The sequence below is a fragment of the Orlajensenia leifsoniae genome, from assembly GCF_004570845.1.
GTDB lineage: Bacteria > Actinomycetota > Actinomycetes > Actinomycetales > Microbacteriaceae > Orlajensenia > Orlajensenia leifsoniae.
Genome location: NZ_SPQZ01000003.1, coordinates 289,634 through 307,260 on the forward strand (window position 1 = coordinate 289,634; position 17,627 = coordinate 307,260).

The window sequence follows — 17,627 nt, forward strand, 5'->3', positions numbered from 1 at the left end:
GCCCGCTGAGGGGTCGCCTACAGCAGGATGTCGCCCGGCTCCGCAAGCTCGCGCCAGCCTGCCGCTGCGACGGGCTGCGGCATCCGGTCGGCCGCGATCAGCTCGTCGAGCTCCAGCCCCGTGGCCGCCGCGATGTCGGCGATCGGCACCTGGAAGGTGCGGTACGGCCCGAGCAGCGGAGGCTCCCCGGCGACGCGCAGCATGCGCTCGACCTCGTGGTCGCGCACCAGCGCCGACTGGTCGAGGATGAAGCCGGCGGCGCAGAGCTCGAGGGCGGCATCCGTCGTCGACACCCAGGCCACCACCTTCCAGAACCGCAACGGAATGCGGATGCCGCGATACGGCGGATCGTCGGGCCCCAGCACCGGCGCCGTGAACACGCTGAGCTTCAGCTCGTTGACGCTCGCGAACGCGAAGACGTGGTCCTCGAGCCCCAGCCACAGCTCCTTGCCCTGGTTGAACGGCGCGGCCTGCGGGGCCGCATTCGTGAAGTGGAAGGTGTCGGACTCGGCCGTCTCGGCGTCCGGCCCCCAGACCGGATCACGACGACGCACTAGGTGACCGCGGTCGAGATCGTTGTTCGCATAGACCGCCGGGCCGGTCTGCCACTCGGCCGGGATGCGCTCGTCGAATCGCCAGTCGTCGCCGCGTGGAACGTCGACGATGGCTGATCCGTCGATGTTCACACCCGTCGCTCGGGCGAGTCGGCGCTCCCGGTCGAGGTCGACCGTGAAGTGCACGTAGTCGAGCAGGGCCGACTCGGCCTCGACGGATGCGGCGGTCTCCGACTCGACGGCGGCCGGAGCCGGGAACGGAACGGGAACAGCGAGGAAGTTCGGATCGAAGCCCATGTCCCCAGCCGACCACGGACCGCCGACAGCCACAAGGGCGGGAACTGCAGGTCGCTACGCGGCGATCACCTGCTCCTCCTCCTCGCGCGTCACGGCGAGCGCGTCATCGGCGATGCGGGTGCGACGCACGCTCCAGCCGTGCACGACCACGATGAGCAGCAGACCCGCTGTCGCCCAGAGTGCGAGACGCAGTCCGTCGAAGCCGAACTGCCTGCCCGGGAAGTAGGCCAGGGCCTGCACGGCGTCGATGAAGGCGGCGCCGTTCCAGAAGATGTTCAGTCCCGCGAAGAAGGCCGGCTCGAAGGGTGCCGCGAAGATTCCGCCGCTGCTGGTGAAGTTCAGCATCACGAACAGCATCGTGAGGGCGGGGGTCGTCCACTTGCCGAGGATCGGATGCAGCCCGACGCCGATCATGATGATGCCGAAGACGTAGAGCCACGACACCAGCCAGATGCCCCACACGCCGTTCGGGATCATCTGGTAGATCGGTCCGGCGACGACGACGCCGATCGCGGAGACCACTGCGGCCACGAGCGCCCCGACCCCCATGCGCCACGCGACTCCGAGGCGCGCCGTGACGGCGGCGACGGCGATGGCACTCGCGTAGGCGCCGACGCTCAGGGCCACCATGAGGAAGAACAGGCCCTGGCCCGTGGTGTCGTGTTCGCCGACCGGCGCGACGTCGTCGATGGAGAAGGGCAGGTGCTGGCTGTAGGCGATGGGCAGGAAGATCTTCTGCGCCGCCGACGCCGTCGTCTCGGATGCCGCACTCGCGACCACGAGCGTGGCCTCCGTCGGCGTGGCCTCGTAGGCGGCCACGACCTCGCCGCTGCGCACCAGCTTCTCCGCCGACGCGTGAGTGGGCGTCGTCTCGACGTGCAGCCTGCCGTCGGCCTGGTCGTCGAGGGTCTGTGCGAACACCATCGACTCGGCCGAGTCGCCGACGACGGCGACATTCAGGTCATGCGGCACGGGCTCGTGGAAGGCGCCGAGGTAGGCCAGTGCCATGCCGGTCGCGAGGAACAGGGGAATGGCGAGGTGCGCGACCAGCGACTTCCAGAAGGCTCCGGACGGAACACCGAGTCGCCGGGCCGTCGGAGCGGGCGACGGATGCGACGACGAGATCGACGCCGTCGATGCCGAGGAGCCCGCGGCGAGGGCGAGCGGCGAGGAGCCGGGAGTGCGGTGGGCAGACATGAAGGAACCGTTCGAGAGAAGAGAGGGAGGGGAAAGGGGAGGTTCGGGTGCGCACGCGTCGACGCCGCTCCCACAAAGTTGGTATTTGCAACGTACAAGGTTGTATTGCGCAACTCAAATTGCCGCTCTCGCGATAGATTGAGGACATGGCGACAGAAGCAGCACCGGGCGCGACGTCGAGCGGCGATGCGAGCCCGGCCATCGCCCGCATCCGCGATGAGCTGACCACCGCCACCCGTCGGGGATCCGCCCGCGCCAGGCGCACGCATCCGTCGCTCTCGCTCGTCGACCAGTCGCTGCTCAACTACATCGAGGCCAACCCCGGAGCTCGCGGCGTCGACATCGCCGGTCACTTCCAGCTGCACAAGTCGACGGTGTCGCGGCAGCTCAAGATCCTGTTCGAGCTGGGTCTGGTGCAGTTCGCTCCGGATGCCGCCGACCCCGGCCCTGGCGCCCAGGCGTCACGGGGCCAGGCGATCGAGCTCACCGCGAGCGGCCGCATCCTGCAGGCGGAATCGTCGGCCGAGCTCCTCGCCGCCCTCACCGAGCGCCTCGCGCACTGGGATGCGAGCGACCTCGAGACCTTCGCCGCACTGCTCGCGCGTTACAACAGCGGCACCTGACCGCCGGCGCCGGGGCCGACCGCTGTCACCGCGGTCCGCCGCCCACGGACGCGAGCCACGGCAGCACCTTCGGAACAGCTCGCAGTGCCACCTCGCCGTGCCCGGTGTCGGCGATCTCGTCGTAGACTACGTCGACGCCGAGTGCACGCGCCCGCTGCACGAAGTCGCTCGTGAGGTCGGGGTGCACGAGGGTATCCGTGAGTCCCTGCGCCACGAACAGAGGGACGGGCAGGGCCGCGGCGCCCGGAGTGTTCTCGGCGAGCATGGTCTTCCACGGTTCGGTGGTGGCCGGATCGGCGGTGAGGTACTTCCCGATCAGCGGGGTCGCGATGGCGTGCAACTGCTTGTTCTGGCCGAACAGGCAGAGCTTCGCCATGGCGGGAACCGCTGCGGCGCCATCCGGGGTGAGGATGTCGGTCAGCTGCGCATCCGGAGTCGACGGCCCGTAGACCGAGCTGAAGGCCGCGAATGCGTAGGCAGAAATCGTCACACCCGAGACCGTGCCGATGTCGGCGTTCATGAGCGAGCCGAGGTCTGTGGCCGGGGCCGCTACGGCGACAGCCTCGAGGACGAGCTCCGGAGCGTACTCCGCCGCCATCTGACCTGCGAACAGGGCGGCGTGCCCGCCCTGCGAGTGACCCCAGAGCACGAGCCGATCGCTCGCGCCGGTGGGCAGCGTTCGCGCCACTCGGGCAGCGTCGAGCAGGTTGCCACCCTCGGTCGCGCCGATGAGATAGGAGTCGGGCCCGGCTGCGCCCATGCCGGAGTAGTCGGCGGCGACCACGACGTAGCCCGCGTCGATGAAATCGCCCAGGCCCTCGATGAGGAGGAAGGGATCGACGCCGACGGAGGGCGCGCAGCGCTGGGCAGCACCCGTCGTCGGATGCCCCCACGAGACGATCGTGCGGCCCTCGGGCGGCGCGGCCCCGACCGGGGCGACGACCACGCCGGAGGTGAGGATGTCGTGACCCAGCGCATCCGTCGAGTGATAGAGGATCCGCCACGCCTCCGAGCCCGTCGGCGCACTGAGCAGGCGCTCGGAGCGCACGAGGGTTCCGGGAGGAGCGGACCCCTCGGAGCCGGTGGTCCCGTAGAACGCCGGCGCCTGCCACTCCTCGATGAGACCCGCGTCGACGCGGCGGTCGACTGTGAAGGTGAAGACGGCGATGACCGTGGCGACGAGGGCGGCGAGCACGGTGACGACCCACCGCCGCCGCCGGCGACGGGACCGCGTGCCATCGGATGCCTCGACCACCCCCGCACTGTACCGTGGCGGCCGCCTCCGCGGGCGTACCGGCGAGAGCGGCATCCGCCCGCCCGACAACAGGCCGCATCAATCGGAACAGGCCGGATCAGCCTGTTCTCGGGAGAACCGGCCGATCCGGCCTGTGTCAGCGCTGGACGCGCTGCGCGGGGTTCTACTTGACGAGCGCGAAGCCGCCCGTCCAGCTGATCTTCTCCTGCGCAGCCAGGGTGAGCTGCAGGAAGCCGAGGGCCTCGAGCTCGCGAGCACGCTTGAGCGAGCCCGCGTCGACGGCGCTGACTCCGGCACCCGCGAGCACCGACGACAGCAGGCGCTTGGCCGCGTCGTCGTCGCCGGCGATGAGCACCGTCACCGGAGAACCGCCGACCGACTTCGCCGCGAGCGTGGCCGCGAAGTTGGTGTTGAAGGCCTTCAGCACGGTCGACGCGGGAAGGGCTTCGGCGATGACGGATGCCGCTGATCCATCGGCCGGAACGACCAGGCCGTCGAAGGTGGCGAAGTCGAGCGGGTTGGTGATGTCGACCACGACCTTGCCGGCGAGCGCAGCTCCATGGTCGGCGATGATGCCGGCGACCGACGGGTACGGAACGGCGAGCACGACGATGTCACCCGCGATCGCGGTGGACTGGCGGTCGATGAACTCCACGGTGTGGCCACCCTCGGCCGCGAGTGCGCCGATCGCCGTGCCCATGGTGCCGTTTCCGATGATGCTGACCGAGGTCAGGGTGTCTCCTCCATTAAGTTGTTCCAACAAGTAAAGACCGTACGCTACTTAGTTGTTCCTTCAACCAATCGCGTAGAATGATGGCATGACCGACGCCCGCGACCTCGACACCACCGGCATGACGACAGCCGAAGAGGCCGCCTGGGTGCGACTGATCGCGGTCACCGAGTTGCTGCCCGGTGCCCTCGACGCGCAGCTGCTGCGCGACGCCCGTCTCACCCACTTCGAATACCGGGTGCTCATGGTGCTGGCCGACTCCCCCAACCTCACCTCGCGCATGACCAGGCTGGCCTCGCAGACCAACGCCACCCTGCCCCGTCTCTCCCATGTCGTGCGGCGCCTCGAGGAACGCTCCCTCGTCGAGCGCTTCCCGTGCCCCGAGGATCGACGGGCGACGAACGCGCGGCTGACGGATGCCGGCCTCGCCCTGTTCGCCGAGGCCGGCCCCGGTCACATCGAGGCCGTGCGCGCGCTGGTCATCGACGCGCTCTCCCCCGAGCAACTCGAGCAGCTCTACGCCATCGGCGGCGCCCTGCTCGAGCGCCTCGACCCCGAGGGACGGATGACCGCGACGGCCTGCCGCCCGGCGCTGGCCGGGGAGCCCGCATCCGTCGCCCCGGCGTCCCCCGCGGCGTAGCCGACAGCCGCGATGACGACGCTGGAACAGGCCCCTTGCACGAGAACAGGCCGAATCGGCCTGTTTCTGAGAATTCCTGCGATTCGGGCATGTTTTCGGCCGCCGCTGAAACTCCCTGCGGCACCCTCGCCTGCCCCGCCATTCCGGGGATGCACGGGTAGCAGACGCCGTTGTGGCGACATCCGGACTCGGATGACATTCACAGGACAACATGAGGTTTCGTCCAGAGTGCGTGTGCAGACTGTCGACTTCGCCCGGGCGCCCCCGCCCGAGGAACGAAAGATTCAGGCCCGCGCCAGCCGATGTGCCGCGCGAACCGCCGAGTGAAAGTCATACGCAACCTGTTCTCCTCAATGAAAACCCGTACGTCCGCCTCGAAGTCAGGGGCGCACAACGCCTCCGCTCGAACCTCCATCTGGCACCGCGGCCGTGTGCCCATCCTCACCGCCGGCGCCATCGTCGCCGTCGGAAGCATGGTCGGAACCGGCTTCGTGCTGCAGTCGGCCGTGACAGCTCAGAATGAGCGCAACGTCGCCACCGCCGCCTTCGCCCAGAGCACCGGACTGCACTCCGAGCAGCTCGGCACGCACGGTGGCATCCTCGAAGCCCAGGCCACGAAGTCGGCCACCGTGACCCTCGCGAACGCCAAGGCCATCGTCGCTGCCGCGAAGGACAAGACCGACGCCAGCACCCTGTCGACGCAGGTCGCCGCCCTCGGCCACTACGAACTGCTCGCTCCCCAGCGGGTGTTCGAGCTGGTCGACGACATCTCTGCCGAGGCTCACAACGTCGCTGCCGCCACCGCCGAGGTGAACCGCATCGCCGCAGAGAAGGCGGCTGCAGAGGCCGCCGCCGCTGCGGAGGCCGCAGCCGCCGAAGCCGCAGCCGCCGAAGCCAGCGCGTCGACCGAGACCGCCTCGAGCGGATCGCGTCCGTCGGCCCCGTCGAACCCGAGCGAGGCCCAGGCCATCGCCCGCGACATGATGGCGTCGCAGTACGGCTGGGGCGACGACCAGTTCGGATGCCTCGTTCCCCTGTGGGACAAGGAATCGGGCTGGAACGCCAACGCCTACAACGCGTCGAGCGGTGCCGGCGGCATCCCGCAGGCCCTCCCCGCCAGCAAGATGGCCTCGGCCGGCGCCGATTGGGCCACCAACCCCGCCACGCAGATCAGTTGGGGACTCGGCTACATCGCCGGTCGCTACGGATCGCCGTGCGCCGCCTGGGACACCTCGGAGGCGCAGGGCTGGTACTGATCCAGCGCCGAGCAGTTCCACTGCCTGAGAACAGGCCCGATCGACCGATTCCTCCGGGAACAGGCTGATCGGGCCTGTTCTCGTCTGTGCGGCCTGTTGTCCCGCCGCCAGACGAGGCTGGACCACGCTCACGTCACAGGATCAGCACCCCGATGAGGCCTGTGCGGGCAGCATCCGCGTCCTGATCCTGTAAACGTCACTCCCTGTGCCTGCTAGCGACGCGAACCCCTCACCAGGCCGACGGCGCCGGCGGCACCACCACGGGCGGGCGGTCGTCGCAGGTGATCGTGTTGGGCAGCTCCCACGGCGCCAGCCACGGACCCGTCGTGCCGCCGCCGTCATTGCCGCCCAGGTCGACGAGCGAGAACTCCGACCCCGCCGGCGTGAAGTTGAACGAACCGCAGTTGTTCACGCCCACCGCCCCGACGTTGCGGGCGTCGACGTTCTCGAACGTCGCCGACCCCATCGCCCGGGCACTCAGCACGGAGGTTCCGGTGCCGTCGACCCTGATATCGGCGAAGTGCAGGTTCGTGACCGAGTAGAGGTCCTTCACCGGCCAGTCGGCCACGACCATGATCGCGTTGTAGGTGTTGTCGAGGAAGTGATCGCCCACCACCTGGATGTCGGCGTCGATGTTTTTCTCCAACGCGTAGATCCAGATGGCGCCGAGCCCGATGTTCCAGTTGAGCTCGTACGTGCCCGCGCGCACCGTGGTGTTGTCGGTGATCCACAGGTGACCCGTGAACGCCTCGGCCCCGAACCGCGACCCGATCTGGATGGCGCTGCCCTCGCGGATCGGATCGGCGATCAGGTTGTTCGACACCGTGTTGTCGGTTCCGCCGTAGATGGCGATGCCGTTGGCGAGAGTCGGTGTTTGCACGGTGTTGTGGTCGAAGGTGTTGCCGGCGTTGCCCACCTTCTCCGACCACATCGCCAGGCCGTCGTCGCCGGTGTTGCGCACGAAGTTGTTCGCGACGGTCGAGTTCGTGACGCCGGTGTGGAAGTTCAGTCCATCGGCGATCTGGTCGACGATCACGTTGTCGGTGATCGACACGTTGTTCATCGGACCGTCGAGCCAGATGCCCACCTTGGTGTGCTGGATGTACAGGCCATCGATCGACGAATCGCTGAGCGCGCCGCCGATGCCGTTCACCTGGTCGGTGTCGATGCGCTCGCGCACGTCGCCCTGGATGGCGAAGCCCGACAGGTGCACGTTGCGGCTGCCTCCGACCGAGGCATCCTTCCCGTAGAAGCCGACCCCGGTGTGCACCGATCCGTCGGGCGTCGGCGTCGACAACGCCACCTCCTTTCCGCGGATCGTCGTGTACCAGTTGCCGGCGCCCTCGATGGTCACGTCGTCGACGATGATGTGGCGGTTCACCTGGTAGACCCCCGGCGGCACGTAGACCTTCAGCCGGTGCTTCTTCGCGAACGCGATGGCCTTGTCGAAGGCCGCCGCCGAGTCCTTCTTGCCGAGAGGGTCTGCGCCGAACAGCAGCACATTGGCCGCCACGAGTCGCACGTGCGGAAGGCCGACCTTCTCGCTGTCGAGCAGGTCGATCACGGTGACGGATGCCGCACTCCCAGCGGGCGCCGTGAGCCGCACGACGTCACCCGCCTTCCAGGTCTTGCCGAGGAGCAGCCGCTGCTCGTCGAAGAAGTGCATGGGACGGAAGGGCGTGGAGATGGTCGGCGTCGGCGTCGTCGCCGATGGAACGCAGGCGCACTCGGTGATCCACCAGTCGGGATGCAGCAGACCCGCCTGCGGGTCGTTCGTGAACGGGTACTGGTTGTACAGCCAGGAGTACTGCGAGGTGAGCGTCATGGTGCGTTTGGCGCCGCCGTTCACCGTGACGGCGAGCGGTGCCGTGATGCCACCGCCGGTGGCCGAGTCGGGGAGGCTGTAGCGCACGGTGATGGCATTCGCGGCCTTCGGCAGCGTGAACTCCACGTACTGGCCCGGCGTCAAGGACACCGCGCTGCGGCCCGACGCCTCGGCTGCCAGAGTGTAGGCGGTGCGATCGGCCGCCACGAGCGACCCCGTGGTGGTGGCGTTCTCCGCCTCCTGCTCGCTGAAGGCGACGGCGGCGCCCCGGCCGGCGACCAGGGACGGATCGAGCGCCGCACGAGTGACGACGGGCGGCGGGGCGGATGCCGCTCCGCCGACAGCCGCCGTCGCCGACCCTGCGCCGGCCACCGTCAGTGCCGCCGTCGTCATGAGCGCGACGATCATCGAGACCGCCACCCGCCCCGGCGGCCGTCCTGCGGCCGTGCTCGCTGAGGTTGATCCGTTCCGTGTCATCGTCGACTCGTCTCTAGAAGTGGTGCGCTGCGGTGGGCACCGGCGTGCTGGTGGCACGCGGTCATGAGGCCGACCCTACGAGTGCGGCATCCGACATACAAGAGTTTGTGAGGAAATGTCACCTGTCTGGTGAGTTCTTGCGCGATCGCACGTATGCGCTTGCAGCGAGCGCCGCAAGCCATCGCGCAAGAGCCCACAACGGCATTGCCCTGCGACACGGGAAGGCGGATAGTGGAGGCCACCGGCACGGCCGGTCTCGCGTCGGCCGCCGATCCCCTCCCGGGAGGCCAGAATGCGCGTCAGCACAGTGCGTGCCCTCGCCGTCGCGGCGTTGACCATCGCCGTCGTCGCCGGATGCGCCCCGACCAACCAGGATGCCGAGCCCCCGTCGGCGACGATCGCCACCGTCGAACCGACTACGGCCACGACGGGCCCGCCTCCCGACGACGGGGGCGACGACGGCGTGGCCATCGAGTTGGCGCAGCTCCCGATCGGAGGTGTACCGACACCGGATCCGGCCGATCCGGCCCGGCAATGCATCGACGTCAGTTGGATCGCACAGAATGCAGACGGCATCCCGGAGGGCATCGCCATCAGCGTGACCGGCGCCTCCTTCATCCCACCCATCTTCGACGTCGTCGACGGATGCGCCGGCGGCGCGCCGCCGTGTCTCGGCTACACCTTCGACGCCACCGCGCAGAACTGCGTGCTCGCCGTCGTCGCCAACGGAGCGGTCTTCGATCCCCAGGCCCCCGACCGCCCGAGGGTGAGCCTTGCCGGATCGGCCGAGTGCGACCACCCCGACTCCGAGGAGTGCTCCGCCTTCGTCGCGGGCGTGCAGGCGGATCCGAACGTCGCGATCTCGCTCGACTTCCCGCCCCAGGGCGGAACTCCCGACGGCGACACCACACCCGGCGACACGACGACCGACGACGAGACGCCCGCCGACGACGGCACCCAGACCGACGATGGCACCGATGATGGGAACCCGACCGACGTCGAGACCCCGTCCGACGACGACACCGGCACGGGCGACTGATGGCGGCACAGTCGACCCCACCCGACGAGACACCATCCGACGCGACACCATCCGACGCGTCGTCCGGCGCGGCACCCGACGCGTCGCCTGACCAACCCGAGGGCGCACGTTTCGAGCGCTGGATCGGATTCCTCGGCAATGTCATCGCTCCGGCCACCCTCATCGGAGCCCTGCTGTTCTACTTCGGCTACGTCTCCTCGCGAGCGCAGTACGACTACTTCGGCGTCGACGTCGACGTCATCGGGCTGGGCACCCAGGACTACGTGATGCGCAGCCCGCAGCCTCTCCTCGTGCCCCTGCTCGTGTTCGTCCTGCTCGGCGCCGGCCTCGTCGCAGTGCACGCCGCTGTCGTGCGCCGCCGCGATCGCCCCGGATTCGGGCGACGGATGCGGCGAGTCGCCGTGGCCGGCCTGATCGTGCTGGCCGTCGGGGTGTTGCTGTTGCTGCTCTACCCTCTCGCCGGAGGCTGGCCCTACTACCCGCTCGTGACGCCTCTCGTGATCGCTGTGGGCGCTGGCAGCGCCGCCTACGCACTCGCAGCGGTGCGGCCGCGCCCGCGGCTGGCCCTCATCGTCCTGCTCTGGCTCGCCGTCGCCGCTGCTCTGTTCTGGGCCACGGCCACCATCGCCCAATGGTCGGGCCGCGGGATCGCCCAGGCACAGGCACGGGACCTCGGACGCCTGCCGAGCGTCATCATCGACACGCAGCAGCGTCTCTTCCTGGCGACGGAGGCCGGGGTCGACGAACTCGAGCTGCCCGAGTCCGCCGAGGAGAAGTTCCGCTACCGCTACTGGGGGCTTCGGCTGCTCATCGTCGGCGACGACAGGATGTTCCTCGTGCCCGACGAGTGGAGCAATCGCGACACCACGCTGGTGGTTCCGCTCGACGGATCGTCGAGGGTGCAGTTCCAGTTCCGCAACGACGCACCCCGGTGATGCGCGCGCAGACCGGAGTAGCGTGGCGCCATGACCGACACCAACATCCCCGACAACACCAGCCCCGACGACCGCGACTTCGCCGATGACCCCGAGGTGCAGGCGAAGCTGCGCAAGGAGAACGACAAGGACCTCGGCGTCGACCCGTTCTTCGAGGGCGCGAACATCACCGAGAGCGACGGGCCGGTCCTCTAGTCCGGCGCCCTCTCCGCGCCCAGCCCGCGCCTGCGGGTCGGCTCACGCCATCTCCGGGGGTTCCGCGCCACCTGATCTGGCGCGCACACCCACGAAATGGCGCGCGGCACCCCGAGCGGCATCCGCTCGGTCAACGGGTGCTCGGCTTGCATCCGTTCGCCCCGCTACTCTCGATGTGGCCGATCGGCGGCCGCGATCGGGAGGCGAACATGGCCGAGCACGTCTTCATCTCAGGACCGGCATCCTGGAACCGCCTGGTCTACCTCGACCACCTGCCGGAGCCTGTTCCGCACATGCAGTTCGCCACCGAGGAGTACGAGACCCTCGGCGGCACCTCGGCCGGCAAGGCGCTCGGGCTGGTCGGGCTCGGCCGCGACGTGGTGCTGCACACCCTCCTCGGCACCGACCCCGACGGCGTGCGGGTGCGTCGCGTGCTCACCGAGAGCGGCATCCGTCTGCTCGCCCCCGAGTCCGACGCCACCGAGCGCCACGTCAACCTCATGACCCGCTCCGGCGAGCGCGTCTCGCTCTACCTGTCGTCGCCCACCTCGCCAGGCGCGACAGCCGACGACGAGCTGACGACCGCGATGACGGATGCGGCAGTCCTCGTGCTCGACCTCTCGGTGCGCAGCCGCGACCTGCTGCCGGCGGCCCGGGCCACCGGCGTTCCGATCTGGACCGACCTGCACGACTACGACGGCGACAGCGAGTTCCACCGCCCGTTCCTCGAGGCCGCCGACGCCGTCTTCCTCAACGCCGATCGCCTTCCGGGCGACCCGTGGGACTTCCTCGAGGCGACCGTCGCCGCAGGGACGAGCCTCGCGGTCTGCACGCTGGGAGCACGAGGCGCGATCGCGGTGTCGTCATCCGACCGAGGGATGCAGCGCCACGAGGTCGCCGCCGTTCCCGTGGTCGTGCGCGACACGAACGGAGCGGGCGACGCCTTCATGTCGGCCGTGCTCGACGCCAGCCTGGCCGGTGCCGACGTCGACTCCGCCCTCCGCGCCGGGGCCGCGCACGCCGCCACGGTACTCACGACCAAGCACCTGCATCCGTCGCTCGACGCCCTGCTCGGAGCCTGACACCGGTGCCCAGCCGAATCCTCACGCACTCGTTCTCCGTCGACGCGGCTCCGGCCGTCGTGGCCGCGCATCTCGCCGATCCGCACAGCTACCTCGGCCTGTCTCCCCTCATCGTCGCCGTGCGCGAGGTGCACTCGGTCGACGGGCGGCCCGGCGTCACGGGCTACACGGCGGTCGAGCGGTTCTCCGCACTCGGTCTGCACTACGACAACCTCATCGCCGTGACCCTCGCCGCCGACGAGTCCGACGAACGGCGTCAGGTCGTGGGTGGCAACGTCGTGAGCCCCGGCGGGGTGCGGCTGAGTTATCGGTACACGATCGAGCCGGCCGCATCGGACACCAGGGCTTCGAGCGCGGCGGTGACGGATGCCGCAGCGCGCGTCACCGACACCATCACCGTGCACGCGCCCTTCGGCCTGCTGCGCTTCGCCTGCGGCCAGGCGCGTTCGGTGCAGCTCAGTCGCGCGCTGATCCTGGCGCAGCGCCTCGCGACGCGCTGACCAGCTGACGAGCTGACGAGCGACACAGGCCCCGCCGCCGGCTCAGCCCTGCCGGGTGTGCCGATGCAACAGCGAGTCGACCTCGCTGTAGAAGCTGCCGACCGCGGGCACGTCGCCGCAGCCGATCCACACCATGAAGTGGGCGTGATCGAGCTCATCGAGGTCGAGCCACTCGGCGATCCATCCACGCAGCGACGCGAGCACCATCTCGCCCCGCGGCGGCAGGCCGGATGCCGCCCGCACCGAGGCATCGCGGGGCAGCCAGTTCACGGCAACGCCGGGCGGCACGACGAGGTGTTCGATCTGGATGGCCGCGCTGATCTCGACGAAGATCTGCCCGTAGGCGTCATCGGGAATGCGTGCGATCAGGCCGCGGATCGCCGGCAGATCGCGGGTGTCACCCGCGATCATCACATGCACGGGGTAGTCGGTGGAGTGGGGTGTGGAGGCGACCGGACACGTGAGTTAGCTTAGCCTTACCTAATCCAGCTGTCGAGGGTCGGATGACGTGCAACGCGCGGGTGTTCCGACGCGCGGGCATAGTGTCGAGGCATCCGTTGGAGGGGGAATCCATGACCAGACTGATGATCATCGTCGGCAGTGTGCGGCCGGGCCGGGTGGGGTTGCCCATCGCCGAGTGGGTGCGCGATCAGGCGATCGAGCACGGCGGCTTCGACGTCGATTTCGTCGACCTGCTCGAACTCGGCCTGCCCTTCATGGACGAGCCGAACCACCCGCGCCTGAGGCAGTACACGAAGCCGCACACGATCGCGTGGAGCGAGCGGGTGGACGCAGCGGATGCCTTCCTCTTCGTCACGCCGGAGTACAACTACAGCTCCTCCCCCGCGCTCAAGAACGCGATCGACTTCCTCAACCAGGAGTGGTGGCGGAAACCCGTCGGGTTCGTGAGCTACGGCGGGGTCTCCTCAGGCACCCGTGGTGTAGTCGCCCTGCTTCCGGTGCTGGCCAGCCTCGGCATGATCCGTGTCGGCGCGAACGTCGAGTTGACCTTCGGCGGAAAGCAGGTCGTCGACGGCGTCTTCATCGCGCAGGAGAAGGAGTCGGCGATCATCCGCAAGGAGCTCGATGAGCTGCAGGCGCTGGCCGAGGGCCTCGCGCCGCTGCGCTGAGATCCGTTTCGTCATCGCTGTCACCTCCTGGCGGCATCGGTCTCGGAAATCGCCTAGTTCACCCTGATCAGGGTCTTCTGCAGACCGCTCGAGCCATCGGGGGCGATGGGGGCCCGCTCCTCGACCTGTTGCTTGCCGTTCTTGTCGGTCGCCCGCACCGTGACGTAGTGCGTGCCGGGGGTCGCCTCCCAGTCGACGTACCACTGCACCCAGGTGTCGACGTTGACCGGCACCGACAGCTTCGCCGCCTGCCAGTCGTTGTCGTCGATCTTCACGTCGACCTGCTTGATGCCCACGGTCTGGGCCCAGGCCACACCGGCGACCTTGACCGGTCCGGCATCGATGGCCTTATCGAGGCGAGGGGTGTCGATGCGCGACGAGAACTTGATCGGAGCCTTCGCGCTGTACCCGCGCGGGGTCCAGTACGCCTCGTCCTTGGCGAAGGTGGTGACCTTGAGTTCGGTCAGCCACTTGGTCGCCGAGACGTAGCCGTAGAGGCCCGGCACGACCATGCGCACGGGGAAGCCGTGCTCGAGCGGCAGCGGCTCGCCGTTCATGCCCACGGCGAGGATGGCATCGAGCTTCGGGTCGGTGAGGGACGCGAGCGGGGTGCTGGCCGTGAAGCCGTCGATGCTGCGCGAGAGCACCATGTCGGCTCCCGACTTCGGGGCCGCCTTCTCGAGCACGTCGCGCACGGGGATGCCGAGCCACTTCGCCGTGCCGAGCAGGTCGCCGCCGACCTCGTTCGAGACGCACGTGAGAGTGATCGAGTACTCGTTGAGGCCCATGCCGACGAGATCGTCGAAGCTCAGCTCGATCTTCTCCCCGACCATGCCGTCGATCGTGAGACGCCAGGTGTCTGGATCGATGCTCGGCACCGTGAGGGCGGTGTCGACGCGGTAGAAGTCCTTGTTGCCGGTGTACAGCGGCGAGATTCCGGGTATGTCGAGGTCGGCGCCATCCGGGACCATCACCTTCTCCTGGGCGGCAGGCAGCTTGAGCGCCTTGCGCACGGCATCGATGGACCCCGTCGTCACGTTCACGACGCGGGCGCCGACGCCCACGATGGCAGCGCCGGCCGCCGTGATGCCGAGCAGGCGGAAGAAGCTGCGGCGATCGAGCGGACCCTTCTGGGCGGGGGTCGTCTGGGTCGCGGATGCCGGTCCGGATGCCGCGGGGCTATCGGATGCCACGGGGCCGGCGCCTGCGGCATCCGTCATCGAAACCGCATCGCGGCGCGACGCCACCACGTCGTCGCGCCACGAGCGGAGCTTGGTCACGAGCAGCCAGAGGAGGAGAGAGCCCACGATGGTGCCGACGACCGGCGGCAGCCAGGCGAGAGCCGTGGCGCCGGCGCGGGTCACGATGGCCGCTGTCGAGAGCACGCCCGCGAGGCCGAGCGCGATGACGCCGAGCGGCGGGCGCAGGAACTGCAGCACACCGGCGACGGCGGCAGCGACGGCCACCCCGAAGGCGAGGCCGAGCAGCAGGAAGAGCTTGTCGTTGGCGCCGAAGGTCTCGATGGCGAATTCCTTGGCCCAGCGCGGAACGATGTCGATCACGAACGATCCGACGGCCAGGATGGGGCTGCCCTCGCGAGCGAAGATGAGGGCCACGAGTTCGGCCGAGGCCAGGAAGGCCGCGGCGCTCACGAGTCCGGCGAGCGCGCTCCAGGCCCAGAACCGCTTCCGGGGGTGGCGCTTGTCGTTCGCCATGTCGGTCTCCGCATCCGCTCGTCGCGGGAGACAGATCACCCGCTAGAGAGTGTTCGGAGCGGGAGGGCGAACGGATGGGCGAAGGGATGGCGCGGCGGGCACGCGCTGGCCGGGTCGAGCTCGTTCGGGCGCCGGCTTCAGTCCGTTGTGCGACTGAGGCGAGCCAGCGCCAACCCGATCGCCGTGACCAGCGGAATCGCGACGGCCATCATGGCGATCGGATTCGGCCGGAACGTCGGCCCGTCGGGTCCGCCGACGTAGGCGCCGATCGGCAGCGCGTACCCGCCTCCGCCGCCGCCACTGCCTTCGCCCCGCTTGTCGGCATCCGGGATGTCGCCGGACCCCTCGCCGCCGCCGAAGCCGAAGACGACCACGGCGACCGGCAGGATCTCGTGCCCGTCGAGCGTGGTCTTGTCGCCATACGCCAATCTCGCACCCCAGCCGGGCACGGATTCAGCCAGTCTCTCGATGAGGTTGCTCATGGCACGACGGTACGCGCGTTCGGAGTCGACCGGTAGGTGCAGGGCGCGGGCGCGGTTGCGCGGCCACTTCGGTGAGCGGCGTCCTCAGCGCGAGGCGGGCCGCGCCCACTCCAGCAGCTTCTCCGCCGGCCAGGTGTTCACCACGCGGTCCGCCGGCACCCCGGCCTTCTCCGCCCGCGCCGCTCCCAGGTCGAGCAGCCCGAGCTGCCCGGGCGCATGCGCATCGCTGTCGATGCTGAACAGGCAGCCGATCTCCAACGCCAGGGCGATCAGGTCGTCGGGCGGGTCCTGCCGCTCCGGCCGCGAGTTGATCTCCACCGCCACCGAGTTCTCGGCGCACGCCTCGAACACGCGCCGGGCGTCGAACTCCGACTGCGGCCGGGTTCCGCGCGAGCCCTGCACGAGGCGCCCGGTGCAGTGGCCGAGCACGTTCGTGCGCGGGTTCGTGACGCCGCCCAGCATCCGTCTCGTCATCGTGGCGGCATCCGCACGCAGCTTCGAGTGCACCGAGGCGACGACGATGTCGAGCTGGCCGAGCATCTCGGGCGTCTGGTCGAGGGTTCCGTCGACGAGGATGTCGACCTCGATTCCGGTGAGCAGACGGATGCCGCTGCCATGCACGTCGAGCGCCTCGATGATCTCCAGCTGCTCGGCGAGCCGCTCCGCCGTGAGCCCGCGGGCCACCTTGAGGTTCGGCGAGTGGTCGCTGATCACGAGGTACTCGTGCCCGAGCGCCTCGGCGGCACGGGCCATCGTCTCGATGCTCGTCGTGCCGTCCGACCACTCGGTGTGGCTGTGCAGGTCGCCGCGCAGCTTGGTGCGGAGCGACCCGGGAGGCGCATCCGTCGCCGCATCGCGCTCGCGCAGGTCGGCGAGGTAGTCGGGCACTCGGCCATCGGTCGCCTGCTCGATGACGGTGTAGGTGGTCGCGCCGATGCCGGCCGTGCGCTTCAGCCGACCGTCGGCCACCTGCGCCGCCACCTCGGCGGCGCCCAGCGGCTCGATGATACCGGCGGCCTTGCGGAACGCCTTCGACTTGTAGCGGGAGGCGAGTTCGCGCTCGAGCCTGAACGCGATCTCCTCGAGGGCTTCGACGGGGTCCATCCCGCCATCCTCGCCGTCGCGGGGGTGGGAGCGCTACGGGTTGCGCTGGGACGGCGGCGCACGCCACCGCGCAATTCAGGCCCGATTCGTTCCGCCCCGGCATGTCGGCGTCGGCCAGCCGCGTGTCGTCCGATCGAGCCTGAATTGCGCGACGACGGGAGCGTAGATGAGGCGCGGGCTCAGGCCAGATCGGGCAGCAGTTCGCCGAGCAGGGTCCGGATGCGGGCCTTGATGTCGTCGCGGATCGGGCGCACGGCCTCGATCGACTGGCCGGCCGGATCGTCGAGCTCCCAGTCCTCGTACCTCTTGCCGGGGAAGATCGGGCAGGTGTCGCCGCAGCCCATCGTGATGACGACGTCGGAGTCTCGCACGGCATCCGTCGTCAGGATCTTCGGCACGTTGTCGGCGATGTCGATGCCCTCCTCGGCCATGGCCTGCACGGCGATCGGGTTGATCTGGTCCTTGGGCTCCGACCCGGCCGAGAGCACCTCGACGCGTCCGCCCGACAGCGCTGACATGTAGCCGGCGGCCATCTGCGAGCGACCGGCGTTGTGCACGCAGACGAAGAGCACGGAGGGGGTGGTGGTCACG

The 17,627-nt window shown here is 69.3% G+C and carries 19 protein-coding genes; 9 read left to right on the plus strand and 10 right to left on the minus strand.

Going from position 1 to position 17,627, the window contains the following annotated elements:
* Window positions 1-17: 17 nt before the first annotated feature.
* Window positions 18-851 carry a DNA/RNA non-specific endonuclease gene (locus E4M00_RS09250; protein ID WP_135120200.1) on the minus strand — a complete coding sequence of 278 codons (834 nt, stop codon included), beginning with the start codon at window positions 849-851 and terminating at the stop codon, window positions 18-20.
* Window positions 852-905: 54 nt separating this feature from the next.
* Complete coding sequence (locus E4M00_RS09255; RefSeq protein ID WP_135120201.1) at window positions 906-2,048, minus strand: hypothetical protein; 1,143 nt, start codon at window positions 2,046-2,048, stop codon at window positions 906-908.
* A 146-nt stretch (window positions 2,049-2,194) separates the two neighbouring features.
* On the opposite strand from E4M00_RS09255, the gene E4M00_RS09260 reads away from it, so the two are divergent.
* Complete coding sequence (locus E4M00_RS09260; RefSeq protein ID WP_135120202.1) at window positions 2,195-2,671, plus strand: MarR family winged helix-turn-helix transcriptional regulator; 477 nt, start codon at window positions 2,195-2,197, stop codon at window positions 2,669-2,671.
* A gap of 25 nt (window positions 2,672-2,696) precedes the next feature.
* On the opposite strand, the gene E4M00_RS09265 is transcribed toward E4M00_RS09260, so the two are convergent.
* Window positions 2,697-3,926, minus strand: coding sequence for a lipase family protein (locus E4M00_RS09265; protein ID WP_204772982.1), 1,230 nt, complete (start codon window positions 3,924-3,926; stop codon window positions 2,697-2,699).
* Between the two features lie 163 nt (window positions 3,927-4,089).
* Complete coding sequence (locus tag E4M00_RS09270) at window positions 4,090-4,689, minus strand: NADPH-dependent F420 reductase (RefSeq protein WP_338033189.1); 600 nt, start codon at window positions 4,687-4,689, stop codon at window positions 4,090-4,092.
* A 55-nt stretch (window positions 4,690-4,744) separates the two neighbouring features.
* Between E4M00_RS09270 and E4M00_RS09275 the strand changes: the two genes are divergently transcribed.
* Both E4M00_RS09275 and E4M00_RS09280 read left to right on the plus strand, forming a co-directional pair.
* Window positions 4,745-5,296, plus strand: a complete 552-nt coding sequence (locus E4M00_RS09275; RefSeq protein WP_240036977.1) for a MarR family winged helix-turn-helix transcriptional regulator — start codon at window positions 4,745-4,747, stop codon at window positions 5,294-5,296.
* Window positions 5,297-5,727: 431 nt separating this feature from the next.
* Entirely contained in the window at window positions 5,728-6,552 is an 825-nt protein-coding gene (locus E4M00_RS09280; protein WP_240036979.1) for an aggregation-promoting factor C-terminal-like domain-containing protein, read from the plus strand.
* 229 nt (window positions 6,553-6,781) lie between these two features.
* Here the strand turns inward: E4M00_RS09280 and E4M00_RS09285 are convergent, their stop codons facing one another.
* A complete protein-coding gene (locus E4M00_RS09285; protein WP_135120204.1) occupies window positions 6,782-8,854 on the minus strand; it encodes a glycosyl hydrolase family 28-related protein in 2,073 nt (690 codons plus the stop codon).
* Window positions 8,855-9,146: 292 nt separating this feature from the next.
* Between E4M00_RS09285 and E4M00_RS09290 the strand changes: the two genes are divergently transcribed.
* The 5 genes from E4M00_RS09290 (at window position 9,147) to E4M00_RS09305 (ending at window position 12,605) form a co-directional block, all read left to right on the plus strand.
* Window positions 9,147-9,893, plus strand: coding sequence for a hypothetical protein (locus E4M00_RS09290; protein ID WP_135120205.1), 747 nt, complete (start codon window positions 9,147-9,149; stop codon window positions 9,891-9,893).
* Window positions 9,893-10,828, plus strand: a complete 936-nt coding sequence (locus E4M00_RS09295; protein WP_204772983.1) for a hypothetical protein — start codon at window positions 9,893-9,895, stop codon at window positions 10,826-10,828. Before E4M00_RS09290 ends, E4M00_RS09295 begins: the two co-directional genes overlap by 1 nt.
* A gap of 30 nt (window positions 10,829-10,858) precedes the next feature.
* The gene (locus E4M00_RS17840) at window positions 10,859-11,023 is read left to right on the plus strand and encodes a hypothetical protein (protein ID WP_157498010.1); all 165 of its coding nucleotides are present in this window, start codon (window positions 10,859-10,861) and stop codon (window positions 11,021-11,023) included.
* 209 nt (window positions 11,024-11,232) lie between these two features.
* Entirely contained in the window at window positions 11,233-12,105 is an 873-nt protein-coding gene (locus E4M00_RS09300) for a carbohydrate kinase family protein (protein WP_135120206.1), read from the plus strand.
* 5 nt (window positions 12,106-12,110) lie between these two features.
* Window positions 12,111-12,605 carry an SRPBCC family protein gene (locus E4M00_RS09305; RefSeq protein ID WP_135120207.1) on the plus strand — a complete coding sequence of 165 codons (495 nt, stop codon included), beginning with the start codon at window positions 12,111-12,113 and terminating at the stop codon, window positions 12,603-12,605.
* A 42-nt stretch (window positions 12,606-12,647) separates the two neighbouring features.
* Here the strand turns inward: E4M00_RS09305 and E4M00_RS09310 are convergent, their stop codons facing one another.
* A complete protein-coding gene (locus E4M00_RS09310) occupies window positions 12,648-13,016 on the minus strand; it encodes an SIP domain-containing protein (protein WP_167756861.1) in 369 nt (122 codons plus the stop codon).
* Window positions 13,017-13,177: 161 nt separating this feature from the next.
* On the opposite strand from E4M00_RS09310, the gene E4M00_RS09315 reads away from it, so the two are divergent.
* Window positions 13,178-13,735: an NADPH-dependent FMN reductase gene (locus tag E4M00_RS09315; protein WP_135120209.1), complete on the plus strand. Its 558-nt coding sequence runs from the start codon at window positions 13,178-13,180 to the stop codon at window positions 13,733-13,735.
* Between the two features lie 53 nt (window positions 13,736-13,788).
* Here the strand turns inward: E4M00_RS09315 and E4M00_RS09320 are convergent, their stop codons facing one another.
* From E4M00_RS09320 to E4M00_RS09335, 4 genes are all read right to left on the minus strand, one after another.
* The gene (locus E4M00_RS09320; RefSeq protein ID WP_135120210.1) at window positions 13,789-15,450 is read right to left on the minus strand and encodes a molybdopterin-dependent oxidoreductase; all 1,662 of its coding nucleotides are present in this window, start codon (window positions 15,448-15,450) and stop codon (window positions 13,789-13,791) included.
* Between the two features lie 137 nt (window positions 15,451-15,587).
* Window positions 15,588-15,932 carry a hypothetical protein gene (locus E4M00_RS09325; RefSeq protein ID WP_135120211.1) on the minus strand — a complete coding sequence of 115 codons (345 nt, stop codon included), beginning with the start codon at window positions 15,930-15,932 and terminating at the stop codon, window positions 15,588-15,590.
* Window positions 15,933-16,016: 84 nt separating this feature from the next.
* Window positions 16,017-17,036 carry a PHP domain-containing protein gene (locus E4M00_RS09330; protein ID WP_135120212.1) on the minus strand — a complete coding sequence of 340 codons (1,020 nt, stop codon included), beginning with the start codon at window positions 17,034-17,036 and terminating at the stop codon, window positions 16,017-16,019.
* A gap of 179 nt (window positions 17,037-17,215) precedes the next feature.
* On the minus strand, window positions 17,216-17,626 hold the full coding sequence (locus E4M00_RS09335) for an arsenate reductase ArsC (RefSeq protein ID WP_135120213.1): 411 nt from the start codon (window positions 17,624-17,626) through the stop codon (window positions 17,216-17,218).
* Between the last annotated feature and the right edge of the window lies 1 nt (window position 17,627).

What these genes read in the sequence shown, in the direction of transcription:
- E4M00_RS09250 (WP_135120200.1), bottom strand. Translation starts at nt 851, where the DNA reads ATGGGCTTCGATCCGAACTTCCTCGCTGTTCCCGTTCCGTTCCCGGCT.
- E4M00_RS09255 (WP_135120201.1), bottom strand. Translation starts at nt 2,048, where the DNA reads ATGTCTGCCCACCGCACTCCCGGCTCCTCGCCGCTCGCCCTCGCCGCG.
- E4M00_RS09260 (WP_135120202.1), top strand. Translation starts at nt 2,195, where the DNA reads ATGGCGACAGAAGCAGCACCGGGCGCGACGTCGAGCGGCGATGCGAGC.
- E4M00_RS09275 (WP_240036977.1), top strand. Translation starts at nt 4,745, where the DNA reads ATGACCGACGCCCGCGACCTCGACACCACCGGCATGACGACAGCCGAA.
- E4M00_RS09285 (WP_135120204.1), bottom strand. Translation starts at nt 8,854, where the DNA reads ATGACACGGAACGGATCAACCTCAGCGAGCACGGCCGCAGGACGGCCG.
- E4M00_RS09290 (WP_135120205.1), top strand. Translation starts at nt 9,147, where the DNA reads ATGCGCGTCAGCACAGTGCGTGCCCTCGCCGTCGCGGCGTTGACCATC.
- E4M00_RS09295 (WP_204772983.1), top strand. Translation starts at nt 9,893, where the DNA reads ATGGCGGCACAGTCGACCCCACCCGACGAGACACCATCCGACGCGACA.
- E4M00_RS17840 (WP_157498010.1), top strand. Translation starts at nt 10,859, where the DNA reads ATGACCGACACCAACATCCCCGACAACACCAGCCCCGACGACCGCGAC.
- E4M00_RS09300 (WP_135120206.1), top strand. Translation starts at nt 11,233, where the DNA reads ATGGCCGAGCACGTCTTCATCTCAGGACCGGCATCCTGGAACCGCCTG.
- E4M00_RS09310 (WP_167756861.1), bottom strand. Translation starts at nt 13,016, where the DNA reads ATGATCGCGGGTGACACCCGCGATCTGCCGGCGATCCGCGGCCTGATC.
- E4M00_RS09315 (WP_135120209.1), top strand. Translation starts at nt 13,178, where the DNA reads ATGACCAGACTGATGATCATCGTCGGCAGTGTGCGGCCGGGCCGGGTG.
- E4M00_RS09320 (WP_135120210.1), bottom strand. Translation starts at nt 15,450, where the DNA reads ATGGCGAACGACAAGCGCCACCCCCGGAAGCGGTTCTGGGCCTGGAGC.
- E4M00_RS09325 (WP_135120211.1), bottom strand. Translation starts at nt 15,932, where the DNA reads ATGAGCAACCTCATCGAGAGACTGGCTGAATCCGTGCCCGGCTGGGGT.
- E4M00_RS09330 (WP_135120212.1), bottom strand. Translation starts at nt 17,036, where the DNA reads ATGGACCCCGTCGAAGCCCTCGAGGAGATCGCGTTCAGGCTCGAGCGC.